The organism is Nitrosospira sp. Nsp1, assembly GCF_900100985.1.
In the GTDB taxonomy this organism is placed as follows: domain Bacteria; phylum Pseudomonadota; class Gammaproteobacteria; order Burkholderiales; family Nitrosomonadaceae; genus Nitrosospira.
In genome coordinates this window covers 83906-98632 of sequence record NZ_FMUF01000006.1, presented here as the reverse complement: position 1 = coordinate 98632, position 14727 = coordinate 83906, and the positions used below count along the sequence as shown (strand labels likewise).

At 51.7% G+C, this 14727-nt stretch carries 9 protein-coding genes and 1 pseudogene; 5 read left to right on the top strand and 5 right to left on the bottom strand.

All coding sequences use genetic code 11. The features are described 5' to 3' along the window. Position 1 precedes the first annotated feature (1 nt). On the top strand, positions 2 to 250 hold the full coding sequence (locus BLP78_RS05635; RefSeq protein WP_090457364.1) for a hypothetical protein: 249 nt from the start codon (positions 2 to 4) through the stop codon (positions 248 to 250). Positions 251 to 1090: 840 nt separating this feature from the next. Next, the gene (locus BLP78_RS05630) at positions 1091 to 2050 is read left to right on the top strand and encodes a cyanobactin maturation protease PatG family protein (RefSeq protein ID WP_090457361.1); all 960 of its coding nucleotides are present in this window, start codon (positions 1091 to 1093) and stop codon (positions 2048 to 2050) included. Positions 2051 to 3685: 1635 nt separating this feature from the next. On the opposite strand, the gene BLP78_RS05620 is transcribed toward BLP78_RS05630, so the two are convergent. Beyond that, positions 3686 to 4207, bottom strand: a complete 522-nt coding sequence (locus BLP78_RS05620; RefSeq protein WP_176752790.1) for a Spy/CpxP family protein refolding chaperone — start codon at positions 4205 to 4207, stop codon at positions 3686 to 3688. A gap of 213 nt (positions 4208 to 4420) precedes the next feature. Here BLP78_RS05620 and BLP78_RS05615 point away from each other — a divergent pair, with 213 nt between their 5' ends. Together BLP78_RS05615 and BLP78_RS05610 are read left to right on the top strand one after the other, a co-directional pair. Next, on the top strand, positions 4421 to 5119 hold the full coding sequence (locus BLP78_RS05615) for a response regulator transcription factor (RefSeq protein WP_090457520.1): 699 nt from the start codon (positions 4421 to 4423) through the stop codon (positions 5117 to 5119). Positions 5120 to 5121: 2 nt separating this feature from the next. Continuing rightward, positions 5122 to 6489, top strand: a complete 1368-nt coding sequence (locus BLP78_RS05610; RefSeq protein WP_090457354.1) for an ATP-binding protein — start codon at positions 5122 to 5124, stop codon at positions 6487 to 6489. A 117-nt stretch (positions 6490 to 6606) separates the two neighbouring features. On the opposite strand, the gene BLP78_RS05605 is transcribed toward BLP78_RS05610, so the two are convergent. Then, entirely contained in the window at positions 6607 to 8382 is a 1776-nt protein-coding gene (locus BLP78_RS05605) for an FAD-dependent oxidoreductase (protein ID WP_256330100.1), read from the bottom strand. 743 nt (positions 8383 to 9125) lie between these two features. On the opposite strand from BLP78_RS05605, the pseudogene BLP78_RS05600 reads away from it, so the two are divergent. Continuing rightward, a pseudogene (locus tag BLP78_RS05600) lies at positions 9126 to 10259 on the top strand (IS3 family transposase). A 689-nt stretch (positions 10260 to 10948) separates the two neighbouring features. Here BLP78_RS05600 and BLP78_RS05595 read toward each other — a convergent pair. The 3 genes from BLP78_RS05595 to BLP78_RS05585 form a co-directional block, all read right to left on the bottom strand. Next, positions 10949 to 11617, bottom strand: coding sequence for a PEP-CTERM sorting domain-containing protein (locus tag BLP78_RS05595; RefSeq protein WP_090457350.1), 669 nt, complete (start codon positions 11615 to 11617; stop codon positions 10949 to 10951). A gap of 657 nt (positions 11618 to 12274) precedes the next feature. Further along, complete coding sequence (locus BLP78_RS05590) at positions 12275 to 13378, bottom strand: response regulator (RefSeq protein ID WP_090457348.1); 1104 nt, start codon at positions 13376 to 13378, stop codon at positions 12275 to 12277. Continuing rightward, positions 13363 to 14724: a cache domain-containing protein gene (locus BLP78_RS05585; RefSeq protein ID WP_090457345.1), complete on the bottom strand. Its 1362-nt coding sequence runs from the start codon at positions 14722 to 14724 to the stop codon at positions 13363 to 13365. The genes BLP78_RS05590 and BLP78_RS05585 overlap by 16 nt, the downstream gene beginning before the upstream one ends. Between the last annotated feature and the right edge of the window lie 3 nt (positions 14725 to 14727).

Below are 14727 nucleotides of genomic sequence, written 5' to 3'. Positions count from 1 at the left end.
CATGACAAAAGTACCCGGCAAAAATGCGCCAGGCAGCAACCCAGGCGAAAGAGACGGCGCTTCCGATAAAGACCAAGCCCTGCCGCATCGGGTACGCCTGCCCGGATTTATCACTGATGAGGAGATTGGGCTTGGCGATGCGGTGAAGCGCGCGACTACTTATTTAGGAATAAAGCCCTGTGGCGGCTGTGAAAGCCGGGCAACTGCACTTAACCGCTGGCTGGTCTTCAGCCATCGCCGGTCGAGGTAGCGCAATTTCTTGAATGCAGATTTCTTGACATCATTTCTTGACATCCTTAGCAGCCTCACCCATACATAAATAAAGAACGGCGGTATAAATAGCAGGCTGAAGCAGTGAAACAGCCGATAGGCTGACCGGTTAAAGGGAGCGAGGAGGCGGTTTCCCAGCTTCTCCCGAGCCTGTACAAATGCCGGATATTGGAGCAGGGAATCTCTCGCAGATAGCGGGCGGAACCTGATCGGTAGCCTTAACTACCTGAAAGGAGAAATATCATGAGCATGGCGGGATTTACCGCGGAAACTTCGCTCTACCAGACAAGCAATTGTTACCAGTCCGCGGTTGGTGGGGTTTTTCTAAGTGATGGGAACACAGCTGTGATGCCTCAAGGATGTGGATGGATAAAAAAAATTACATGTGGAGGCGCGATAGCGGGATGTGTTGTTTTATGTACTAGTGCCTGCCTCGCTGGCCCCGTGGCTTGTGGTGCTTGCTGGGTCGGCTGCCTGGGAATAAGCCTATACGGTTTCTGCAGGGATTGTATTCCTGATATTGGCGGGGGCGGGGGTGGCGGTGGGGGTGGTGGTGGCTGTTGTCCACGGGGCAAGACGTGCTGCGGTAGTTGTGCAAGCGGGAGATGCGATGATGCATGCATAAGCCCCGGCCAGTCCTGCCCCTGAAAAAATAGGAACAGGCACGGTGCTATCTTTCTTTCAATGAGCTGCGAATGCGTTCGACCACACTCAACCGTTGACTGGTTTCATCCAGACGCCGAAGTAAGAGAATCTTTTGACTTGGATTTTCCGGATTTTTGAACATCATTAATACCCCTACTATTTAAGGAGTAACAATATGAGTGAACAAACTGAAACCAGGGAACAGCAAAAGGAACAACCAATGGATCAGCCGGTTAAGGTGAACGATGTACGGGACACCGCATTTTATCCTGAGACTCGCTCAACCATGGCAATCTTACCCCAGGGTGGGAGCGAGAGCTGTGGTTGTGGAGGAACTGGAGGCATGAGTTCAAATGGTACCGGAGTGGTCTCTTATGTCTATGCAATCGGCCGGGTCGAGGCCCGCTTCCCGAACCTTTCCGCGGAAAAGGAATTTTTCCAGGCGACCGGACGTACAGACACTGCCGGAAAGACGGATCAGCAAGCCTTCCATGCTGTTCTGTCCCGGCGCGAGAACCGGTACCTGGTGCGCCAACTGTGCTGGGTGCTGACAATACAGGGCCTGGAAACCTACCTGCTGCAGCCGCGGGACCCAGCGGATATCGATATGCTGGTGGATGCTATCCGTCCGGCGCCCGCGCCCAATGACATCGATGTCGTCATCGGTTTGCGCGGTCCCATTGCGCCACCGGAAATGTGTAACGGCTTGATGGTGCCGATAATCGTATTCGACCAGATCTATTCTTTCGGCCGTGATGCACTTATAAAAGCCATTCCCAAGCCGGAGAAAATGACTGATAAGCAATTTGGTCCGGCCGCCGAGGAATTGTTCGACCGGATCATGCAAATGACGGACAACGCCGGTGCAACCGACGAGCACCGGGTGCTGAACTACCTGGCGATGCGTTATCCGGCTATTTATACCAAAGCGGCAGAAAAATTTGGCGATGAGTATTCGCTGACAGGGATCGAAGTGATCCAATCATCATTAAGCAGCACCCGAAAGATTTTAAAAGTCGTGTTCTCTTACACCAATCGCAATACCGATTTCACCGAGAAGTTCTTCGTGCGCGTGGATGCCACCGAGGAATTTCCATTTCTCGTCACCAAGATGTCGCCGTACTACGATCGGTAACCGATATCAAACTGCCCATCAACTGAAAGGAGATAATCATGAACATGCCAGGGTTTACTGCGGAATCGTCAATCTACAAAAAGGCCGGGAATTATTTTGAGAATAAGCAGGATTTTTTTGCTGGTGGCTCCCCAGCGATAATCCCGCAAATAATACGAACGATAGATCTCAATCGGGGATGCACACTATTTTGTGATTGCAATCCTGCGTCAGGCGTTTGTAGCTGTGACGCCACCTTATGCCCCATTCCACCATGGGGGATGGTTCGTGCAACATTTTGAGGATGTTGCCGAGCCTTCACGGCTGGCTCGGCAGTACTTCACTACCCTTCTCACTAGTCCGGAGGCGACAAATGAGCATAATGAACATCCCAGGGTTTACAGCTGAGGCTTCGTTACACAAGGCAATCAACTCCTACCACGTGATCGGCATGCTCCACCAAGCCGATGGCGTTATAAATCCTGCACAGATCGATTCCGATCCGTCTTGTTTTCCCGAATGCTTCCGCGAATGCATTCAGGAAGGTATTCCACCATTTCAGTGCGGCCCTGCATGCCGCCGACAATGTACTCCGCCAGCGCCGACTTGTGGTCCTTGTGTCGGTTTCCGGCAGTGTTCCGATGGGAGCCAGAGGTCTTGCTCCACGCCTTGATTAAAGGAGCTTGATCATCAAGACTTCGAGACTCGTCAACTTGTCAGCGGGAGATGAAATGAACATGCCACAATTTAACGCCGAAGTCTCGCTTGACCCAACCAGGGGGATTTATCGGGGAAATGCTATCTCCACGAGCTCAGTTTCAGCTCAAGTTTTCCCTAGCCAGAACCTGGGCTTTGGATTCAATCTGTTTCCACAGATGAGATGCTGCGGTTTTGTGCCGTCCCTCGGAAGGTTCGTATGCACGTCCCGCCAAACTCACCCTCTGGAAAATTGTGAATGCAGAAGGAGCTTCCTGGGCTATTCCGTCATCATTTGCCGTGATGCAGTTAATGCCTTGGCATGATCTAATGATCTTGCCGTATACCCTCGACGATCAATCGCTTTAACGGAAATTATCAGGCATCAATAAGGAGAGCTTCATGCCGAAATGTGATGGGTGCGGGAATGACTACGACAAATCTTTTCAAATTATCGCTTCCAGCAAAACCTATACTTTTGATAGCTTCGAGTGTGCAATACAGATGCTCGCTCCCACCTGCGCGCATTGCGGTGTGCGAATCATAGGTCATGGTCTGGAAAAGAACGGGGTAATATTCTGCTGTAACCATTGTGCGGGGAGAGAGGGTGTGACGGAACTGCGTGACCGCTTATAACGCATCCGCGCATTGCGTTTGCTGTACGGTTGCATCGATCCAGTGTCCTTTCGGTACCCGCTGCCCCTGTCGGCGCCTGTTCATGAGTTCGCGCGGAGAGTATGAATCAGATCGGTGAATGACAGTGGCCGCTTTGGCAAGCCACTGTCTAGCAGCCTGCGGACTTAAAGGAAATCGGCTGCAAAAGCGTCTGGGCGGTTCATATTTCGCCGCTTTTTCGGCCAATAGAATAACTATTGGCCTTCAAAATCCGCAAAATCTGCCCTCACCCAGTCACTTTTTCGCTGCGATTCTTCAAGTCCGACAGGCTGCTAGCGTTACGCTTTATCCCTTATCGTGATGCTCATGTCCGTCATGCCCGCCATGCCCACCGTGCTTGTGCTTCGAGTGCATCTGTTTCATCTGTTCCCGTTGCGTATCAGTCAAAATCTGCTGAATATCACTGCGTATTTTGCTGCGCTCAATGACCAGGTTTGCCACTAGGTCACCCCGCTCTCGCGCTAATGCTTGTACCCGGCCATCATCGCTGCCGCCATCTCGTCCAAGTTCTCTTAACGCCTTGCGATTTGTCCGCATCTTTTCTTTTATCGCTGTCATTTGCGGCTTCGACTTTTCCAAAACGGCTTTAACTGATGAACGCTGTTCCGTCGTAAGTTGGAGGCAATCCGCCATCCTGTCCAGGAAACGCCCTTCGCCTTTCGTGCCGTGTCCCATCATCCCTGCATGTGCGCCGTGATGACATCCCCGCGCGCCATCTTTAGAATCCGCATCGGGTTGCGGCGTTGCCAAAGCGATACTGCTTATTAATAAACCACCTATCAGCGAAATTTTCATGATTGTTTTCATTTGCCAAGTCCTCTTGATTGCGTTGTTAACGAATGTCGCCATGAACCTTCACGGCTTGAACAAAGAATAAGGCCAGGCAATGTCAAGTAGGGTTAAGGAAGCGTAAATTTGTGTAAAGAAGCCAGAGGCCGCTATATTTGTTCGCCCTGATTTGGCAATATTCAAAACAGAATGAATTATTTGCATTTGCAGCAGCTTGACTTGGGAAAACGGATGGCGAGCATACTACTGGCGGATGACGATATCGAACTAAGCAGCATGCTGGTCGATTACCTTTCGGAAGAAGGATTCAGCGTCGACGTGGCTTATGATGGCGACATGGCCTTGAGCAAGGCGCTGGCTAACGAGCATGATCTATTGATACTGGATGTGATGATGCCGAAGCGGAATGGTTTCGATGTATTGCGTGAACTGCGAGTGCGGTCCTTGCTGCCCGTGTTGATGTTGACCGCGCGCGGAGATGACGTCGATAGTATCGTCGGGCTTGAGCTCGGGGCGGACGACTATCTAGCCAAACCATCCAATCCCCGCGTCCTGGTGGCGCGGATTCGCGCAATCCTGAGAAGAGCGGAGGCGCAAGGTGAGTTGCATAATGGAAACGAACACCCTGATCAGATTGCGCTGGATGACCTTGTCATGCATTTTGGCTCACGTACCGTAACGTGCGGCGGTAATCCCGTAGCCATGACCAGTACGGAATTCAGCCTGTTGAGCGTACTGTTGCGCGAAGCCGGCAATGTGGTGTCGAAGGCGGATCTTTCCGAACGTGCGCTCGGGCGTAAATTGAGCCGTTATGATCGCAGTCTTGATATGCATGTAAGCAATCTGCGTAAAAAGCTGGGTCCGCTATCCGATGACCAGGAGCGGATCAAGACGGTCCGCGGCGTCGGCTACATTTATTCACGGAACTGACGGTGCACAGACTTTTCTGGAAAATATTTCTGTCGTTCTGGCTTACGCTGATTATCTTTTCTGCATTGGTTATGTTTGCTGCTTCGAGTTATCTCGAACATACACGAACACAACAAGATATCGGCAGCATGCGCGTACGCCTGTCGGAATACTTCAATCAAGGCCAGGCAGCCGCAAAACAGAAAGGTATCGAAGGCCTCAAGGAATGGCTGGAAAATCTGGATCGCAGCGAAGCAATACCCATTTTTCTCATAGATGAAACAGGGCAGGATGTGCTTGAGCGAGAGATTCCCGCTTATATCATTGCAAGACTGGATCGAAGGCGGGAACACGCTGAACGCATGGAACGAAAAGGATCGCGCCACCTGCAGTCCATACGGTTGGTGGATGGAAGCGCCTACCGCATGGTTCCCGACTTCCAGAGTATTACCTTGCGTAGAGTCTTGCAGCGCCCAAGAGTTATTGCACTTCCCGTGGCGGTGGCAGCTTTGGTAAGTGCACTGATTTGCCTGTTGCTCAGCCGTTACCTGACCTTTCCGCTCGAGCGGCTGCGCCGCGCTACCCAGCATATTGCAGCCGGTGATCTTACCCAGCGTGTTGCCCCATCCATGGGTAACCGCCGCGATGAAATTGCGGATCTGGCGGGCGCATTCGACAGAATGGCTGAACGGCTCGAAAAGGTATTTGGCGCGCAACGGCAGTTACTGAGCGATGCCTCCCATGAGTTGCGTTCTCCACTCGCGCGTTTGCAGGTCGCGTTGGGCCTTGCCCGGCAGCGATCAAACGGTCAGGCGGAAAAAGAGCTTGACCGTATCGAAACCGAGATAGAACGGCTGAATGAATTGATCGGGCAACTTCTTGAACTCTCTCGCCTGGAAGCAGGGGTGGATGCTGCGCATATCGAGAAGGTCGATATACGTGAACTGCTTGAAGGACTTATCGATGATGCACAATTCGAAGCGGAATCAAGGGACTGTGAAGTCAAGCTGAAGAACGCTTTTCCGGCCAGCGTCAAGGCAAATACCAGATTGCTTCGCAGCGCCATTGAAAACGTCGTGCGCAATGCCATCAAGTACACCAAACCGGATACGGCAGTAGAAATAAGCATGCTGGCCGATGCAGGTAATCCGAATGGCATCGTTATTCAGGTTCGGGACCACGGACCCGGCGTACCCGAAAAAATGTTACCCCATCTTTTTGAGCCGTTCGTGAGGGTAGAAGAAGCCAGAGATAGTCTAAGCGGCGGACATGGGCTCGGGCTGGCCATTGCTGATCGTGCCATTCGGCTGTATGGTGGAGAAATTGTGGCAAAAAATGAACCGGATGGAGGGTTGAGTATTCTCATCCGCCTGCAGCTTGCCGCGAGTTGATTGGATAAGTGATTTGCCGACAGAAGGGAAGGGGACCAGAGGCCCTTTTCTGCCAGAAGATTCAGGATGGCACCGGATTAATATATTGTCGACATGCTGTGGCAGTCCGGCCGCGGATTATGCTCTATTGATAGCTTTCTGTGATGCCAATCGGGCATGCACTTGCGCGACGGCCGCGGCGCCTTCGCCCACGGCGGCGGCAACACGCTTGGTTGAGCTGGCACGCGCGTCGCCGATCGCGAATACCCCCGGTACCGACGTTTCAAGCGGCAGGGGATGGTGACCGTCCGTCGAATACGCCGACCGCGCATAATCGGCGGGTAACAGATCGAGGCCGGTGCAAACGAATCCTTTATCATTTACTTTCACGCCGCAATTATCGAGCCAACCGGTGTTTGGATCGGCCCCCACGAACAGGAATATGCGCCGGGTAGACTTCATCTGCATGCTGCCGTCTTTGCGATGGCGCCAGTGAACGCCGCTCACGCCTTCCTCGCAGCCTTCGATTGCAACAATATCTGATTCCGGGTGCAGCGTAACATTCGCGAGTGCCCCAATGCGGTCAATGAGGTATTTCGACATGCTTTTTGCAAGGTCGGGGCCGCGAATCAGGTGATGCACATGCGCCGCGTGGTTCGCCAGGAATACTATTGCCTGCCCGGCCGCATTGCCGCCGCCAACCAGTATGACTTCTTCCTGTCCACATAGCGCGGCCTCGATCGGCGACACCCAGTAATAGACGCCGCGGCCTTCATATTTCTCGAGTTCGGGTATGGCGGGACGCCGATATTTTGCGCCCGTCGCGATCACTACGGTTTTGGCCGAAATCCGTGTGCCGCAATCCAGCTTGATTGCGTGGGGAACAGAGGTGCAATCCAGCGATGTCACTTCGACGGGCACTACCATTTCAGCACCGAATTTCTGCGCCTGAACATAAGCGCGTCCGGCGAGCGCCTGGCCGGAGATACCGGTCGGGAAACCGAGGTAATTTTCGATCCTGGCGCTGGCGCCCGCCTGGCCGCCGAATGCGAGGGTGTCGAGCACCAGCACGGAAAGCCCTTCCGATGCCGCATATACTGCGCACGCAAGGCCGGCGGGCCCGGCGCCGACGATCGCAACGTCGTAGATGCGGTCAGCGCTCAGCTCGATATACAAGCCGAGGCGGTGCGCCAGTTCCCTTTCGGTGGGACACTTGAGGACCGTTCCATCGGGGCAGACAACCAACGGTAATTCATTCGGACGCGGTTCGTGGAGCTTCATCACGTCTTTCGCGATGCTATTCAGTTTTGGATCCAGCGCCAGATGAGGATGACCGTTCCTTGAAAGAAATCCCCGCAATCGCACCATGCCTGCACCGTCGGCGGGGCCGATCAATATCGGGCCGCCTGCGCCGGTTTCGATCAATCCCATACGCCGCAGGATCAGGGCTCTCATGATTCGTTCCCCGAGCTCGGCTTCGGCCACGACCACGGCGCGCAACGAAGGTGAATTTATCACCAAGGCTTCGACCACGTCGAGCGCGTGTCCATAGACAAGAGAAGGGCGTCCCGAAAGCTGGCCGATTTCGGCCATGAAGTCGCCCGGTCCGTTTTCAACGATGGGAACCTCGATTCCAAGGCAATTTTTGCGCGTAACCAGGACGTGCCCGTCCAGCAAAACGAACATGCCGGGCCCGGTCTTGCTTGCCTCGAATAATAATTCGCCCGGCTGCCAGGTATGTACCTCACCAAAACGCCGTAACCGATCAATTTCTGCCGGGGCCAGCTTGGGGAACATCTGATCGCGGCGCGATGCCAGACTTGGAGGCAGCGACATATCCACCGCGTTGGGGGAAACGTCGTCCACCTGACCAGGCGTCGACGAGAGCAAGCTACCGGAAACTTCGTTCATCATGGCTCGCAGCCGATTTGGCCATACTGGCGCACACGGGAAGATGTACCCATGAATCTCCGGTCTTCAGATGATCTCCACAGCCATTTGCCGCGGGTATGGTCTTGCGAAGATTGTCGAAATTCGTACAAACCATGCACTCTCTAGAGCTCAATGTTTCATGTGATCCGGACCTTGCCATTCATTCCTGCCGGGAGCGTGTCCATCTAGGACATCCGCCCGAATCATCCCCCTTCTTAGTAGTACGGAATTCTGATCGGGCGCGTTTCGTACATTCACCGATCTTCGCCATTGCTCAAATCACGTACTATTCAATTCAATCGTATCCAGGCGCCTTACTTCTGTTTTATCAGATATCGCGCTTGCCGAACTCTCCATGGTCGCCAGTTTTTCGATGTAACGCGAAACATTATGCGCCCATCTCCAATTACCTTGTCAAGGCCAAGATGCCCGGGAAAGCTGCTCCACTTTCTCCGCGGACCCGAGTACTGCGTATCTTGGCGCTCCAGTCGGACGTGAACCATGCACCGCTAATACATTTGATCATACACTCTCAACCCCCTATACCTGCCGGACGGGTTCATGAATGAGGGGCGTGTTGGCCTTACTTCTTCCCGACACCGCTCAGCGTCAGCGTGCTGGAGCCAGTCTTGGCAGAAGTGGCCCCAAGAATTTGAACAAATCCATAAGTGGAAAATCTGCTACCTTTTGATGGTCCCTGTGGGGCCTTGATATGGAGCAGAGAAATGGCAAAAAGAGCAAGACGGACGCACTCAGCGGCGTTCAAAGCCAAAGTGGCACTGGCAGCGCTGGCTGGTGACAAGACGCTGGCCGAACTGGCACAGCGGTTTGAAGTTCATCCCAACCAGATTACCGAGTGGAAACGGCAACTGAGCGAACGGGCGGTCGACGTGTTTGGCGGAGGCGGCACTGCGGCGGAGCCACCGGTTGATTTGAAGGTGTTGCACGCCAAGATTGGGCAGTTGACACTGGAGAATGATTTTTTAGAAGGTGCGCTCACAAAGGTGGGATTGCTGAGCGCAAAGCGATGATAGACGTCCACCACGCACTTCCGATCAGCCGTCAGGCCCGGTTGGCCGGCATCAGCCGAGGCAGCGTGTATTATCTGCCCAAACCAGTCAGTGCCACGGATCTGGCGCTCATGCGCCGCATTGACGAATTGCACCTGGAACATCCGTTCATGGGGCGCGCGCATGCTGCGCGACCAACTCAATCGGGAAGGGCTCGATGTTGGACGCAAGCATGTTGGCACATTGATGAAGCGTATGGGCATTGAGGCGCTTTACAGAAAACCGGGTATCAGCAAGAAACACCCCGGCCATGAAATTTACCCTTACCTGTTGCGCAGCCTCGCCATCAACCGGGCCAACCAGGTCTGGGCGCTCGATTCGACCTATATTCCAATGGCCAAAGGCTTCATCTACCTTACCGCCGTCGTGGATTGGGCCTCGCGCCGGGTATTAGCCGCAAAGGTAGCGATCACGCTGGAAGCCTGCCATGCCGTCGATGTGCTGCAAGAGGCGTTCCATCGCCATGGCAAGCCGGAGATCGTGAATACCGATCAGGGCAGCCAGTTCACCGCGCAGGAGTTCGTGCAAGCCGTCAGGGAACAGGGCTGCAACCTCAGCATGGACGGGCGCGGCGCCTGGAGGGACAATGTGTTCGTCGAGCGCCTGTGGAAATCGGTGAAATACGAGCGGGTGTACTTGCATGCCTATGACTCGATCGCTGAAGCCAGAGCATCAATTATGCAATACATGGATTGGTACAACCGATCCAGGCCACATTCGAGCCTGGGCAAGAAAACGCCTGATGAGGCTTATGCCGTGATGCTGCCGACAGTCGAACTGGCAGCGTGAGAATCAGCAGAGATTCCACTTAAAATATTCAAGGTGTTGTTCAAACAAACGGAACCACTTCTCCATGCCTCAGAGTAATACTCCAATAGGTATCAAGGTGCCCGGAATTACTGTTACAAATCCAACAACAATTGGTGGCCCAAAGCTGCTAGGACCAGGACCGCAAAAACTCTATTCGATCGTCAATATGAAAGGAACTGCCCAATTTTTTGAGTTTTAGCATGATAAACGGTTCTCTGATTCAGAGTATGCGATGCAGCAAGCGTATTTAAATTCCTTTAATCAAGTCTTCCCGCCTAGCGAATGCTTCTTGGCTCACTACCTGGCATCGCTCTCTTGAGTACTGTGCGATAAACCGTGGCAATATCGCTTCGCTGGATTCTCGGGACGACCGGTATAGAGGTCATAGGAGCTTGTTCAACTCAGAAAATTGAGGTGTCAGAAGACAGGGGGAAAGGGAGCCGGCAGGAATAGGGATATAGCTCCAAAATCAGTGCAAGAGTTGGGAGCATTACGTTTGGGAAGAACTGACGAGGAATGTCAAAGCGTGTACCGGCAGCTATTCAAGCACACAATTTCTGAAAAGAACATTAACGCAATCAGAGAGGCAACAAAGCCGGGAAGAGTTAAGTCATCAAAAACGAAAAGCCACAAAGGGACGTTTACCCTCTGTGGCACAGGATCACTGCCTAAGCGGTCTTATGGCGACGCACAATAAAGCCCATCAAGCCAAGGCCAGCCAAAAACATTGCGTAGGTTTCAGGTTCCGGAACCACTCCGACCGTCGGTGTTTGTATCACTGAAAAAGTGTAGGCATTGCCGGCACCAGGATCGAAAGTGCTCAGGTTGAAGTATCCAGACTCTGCTGTTGCCCCTGCTGCTAGCGTCCCTGTGAAATTCAGATTGTGCGAGCCAGTCGGCTGGAAAGGTGCGGGTTGGCTCTGAGATGGCAAATCGAGCGTAAAGTCGGAAGTGAAGTCTGGCCCCAGATCCTCATCGGATGCGTCAAAACTGGTAAATACAATACTGTTCGCGGGGACATTTCCAGGTTCGATTATTCGCAGATGGAGCCCTGTAAACGGTGTAGAGGTCCCATTTATTATATCCTCCACCACATCGTAGGAGGAGAAACCGGTTTCGGAGTGGCCTACCGTAAAGGTGTATCTTATCGGGTCCGCACTGGCAAATGTCGATGAAAAATCAATTAATCCAAAGCCTTCTCCTTTGCTGTTCAGAGAAAATGATCCTAAGCCTGGCCCGCTTGCCGTGATATCGAGAATGGTGGGAGCAGCGGTTGCGGTAGCAACCGATCCTCCAAAAAACATAGCAACTAGTAGAGATTTGGTTCTTACGTTCATATTTTTCTCCTAATGTTTAAATTTTCCCTCTTGTTTTTATTTGCGCCGTTTGTTTATTGCTAAAGCTAACGTTCGGCGTCTTATATGAAAATACAGCCCTTGTCCGTAAAAAGCTATCCGGTGAAAACGGAACTGCTAAAGTTGACGCGAATGTAGTTAAGAGTATCCGTGCGAGCGATTAGCTTGAGCCCATCCAAGCTGGTAGAGAGCGTCATTTATTGCCCCATTCATCCCAGCGACTCCACTGCACCGGCACGGTGCGAACATGAGGCAGCCCCTCAAGGTACGGCGGCCACTCGATCGCTTTATATTGATGAGTTGCGCCTGCTCTATCTTTTTGGATATCCCCTGGCCCCTGACGATATCGGATCGTCCTGTGAATTACGGAAGATTACGAAAGTATTCTTATGGGAACGATTGTGCATTTCACTCCGGGCAATTTCTAAAGATTGCGGAGTGAGATTTGCTCTCCCCTTTAAGTTTTTCCCCTCGTCAGCCAGATGAGATTGGCTCGTCTCTCGAATCTGAGGTATCTCTGATGAGGTTTTAATAAACTCAGGTTGACGACGAATCCAGCGTATAGATCAAAATGTTGTTATTCGGCGTCCCAGCGTTCCCAGTATGATAACCGACTCATGGAAAACGAGCGGACCTCTATTATCGCTGCGCCGTGCGCCGAAGGGTAGCTGTAATCATGGCGCTGCTAACAGGCGAAGAATTAATTGCCAGTTCTCCACCAATCGCTGCCAGTATTCTTTCAAGAGCGCCTATTCCACCGCTTGATCCGCTGCTGATATGCGCCACGTCAAAACCCTTCCCTTCAGTGCAAATAGTCAGGGTGATCCATGAAGCATTGAGTTCGGTCAGGTGAATAGAAACCTTGCGTGCAGAAGCGTGTTGCCTGATATTTCTAAAGGCTTCCTCAACGGTACGGGATAAGGCCCTATTGGTCGCATTATTGAACTCTCCTATTCTGTCAGGGAATTTAATCTCCACGGTTATTTCGTCAGCAGATTCAACCGCCATGCTGGTCTGTTCCTTGATCCGTTCCTTGATCTGTTTCTTGAATTCATCCGTGAGCTTGGTCAATTCTTCAGACAATTTCTGATCCGGAGGAGTACCATAAATGTCCATGCATTTTTTAGCAAAGAGGGTCAGTTTTCCCGGAGTATTGATTCTGTATTTTTGCCTGATATTGCGGCGGTGAGTAGATACTGTAGCTTCCAGCATCGCAAGCTCAATCCCGATTTGGTCAGATTGCATTCCTATCGCGAGATATTTCAATACCTCCATCTCGGTTGGAGTTGGCTTAGGTAGAGGATCAAGATCAAAATCATCAATAATCAGTGGCCAGAATTCTCCCCCCTTCGCTACTTCACGGATCCCACAAAAAATATATTCAGGTGAGTCATTTTTAAACACATAACCACTCGCCCCCACCTCTTTGGCCCTCTGGATATAAGCAGCATCTTCGTTGACACTACATACCAATACTTTTACCTTTATTTTTGGGAATTCTGCTTTGATTTGGTTGATCTGCTTGGTCAACTCTAGCCCATTGAGATGTGGGTAATGTTCGAAACGAATATCCATCAATATCACGTCAAGCTCAGAATGAGCATGGCAAAAACTTATCACTTTTTCTGGGTTTTCTATCGTGGCAACCACGTGAAGATCGGGTTCGGTTGCTATGAGGCTTTTCAAACCATCGCTCACTAGTCTATGGTCTTCGGCGAGAAGCAGATTTATTTTCTTTTGCATGGGAATAAATTAATTAAAAAAGTATTACGAGGTTTGCGGGGTACTCTAGCCATCACAGTGGTGCCTTGCGGTGAAGAACGGAGAGTTAGCTTTCCATCAACCCCTTCATCCTCCAGCCTTCGCCTCATGTTGCGCAACCCCATGCCACGGCTTGAGTCGCTAGTGCACTTGCTCACGTCAAAGCCGATACCATCATCTATGATGGCCAGCGTAACATAACGCTCATCTCCTTCCAGCCGCAGCATTATTCGATTAGCAACTGCATACTTCCTGGTATTTTCAAATGACTCTTGAGCCATTCGATACAGCGCCAGATTGGCAGGGTCCGATAATCCATTCACGTCGCCGGTAGAAAAAAAATCGATTGGGGTGGTGAGATAATCGTGAGTGAGCTGTCGAAGCGCTGATTCAAGGCCAAGGTCTGTCAGAATTTCCGGGTAAAGTCCGCGTGCGATGCCACGTACTTCATCATTAACCTCATACAATCTTCCTGTCGTTTCTTCCAGTATGTCTAACGTTATGGACATATCCTGAGGTGGTCCCGCTAGTTTTTTTATAAGTGCCTCGATATGCAATTTGATGGCTCCAAGCTTTTGGCAGACGCCATCATGCAACTCCCCCGCGAACCGCATACGTTCTTTTTCCAGCGTATCCCGCTGATCCCAGATATTCAGAGCCAAACCGACAAGAATGACCATTAGTAAACTCAATAGCATAATTGCCAATATCCATAGCATGGTGTTGGTGATATTGTTCGATGCTTTTTGGTCGACCTCCGCCAACGCGTCGTCAATGTCGTCCAGATAAACTCCCGTTCCCAGCATCCAGCCCCATGCAGGAAGCTCGATGGCATAGCTGCGTTTAGGCTTGGGATCATTACTGTTTGCGGAAGGTTTTGGCCAGACATAGTCGTAAAAACCACCCCCGGCTCGGGCTATATGGATCAGATCCTGGATAATCATCTTCCCGTTGGGATCCGCAAGATTCCACATGTTTTTGCCGACCGATTCTTTTAGCCTGGGATGCATCAGCATCGTTCCTTTCAGGTCAAAAAGAAAGAAATATCCATCCTCACTATATTCCAGCTTTGCCAGAATAGCCCTGGCTGCGTCTTTGGTAGCCGCATCTGTTTTGCCTGACTCATACAGGTGAGAGATGGCTTGCGTTGCCAATGCCACGTAATTCTTCAGCTCGCTTTCCTTGGTGGCAAGGTAGGCGGGTTTGATAACCGCCCGCTCTTGCTGAACCAAAGATGTCGCCTGATGGTAAACGGTCAGCGAAATGGCGGAGAGCGCCAGAACAAGTGGCGCAACCGCAAATAAAATAATCTTCTGTCTTAGCCTCATATT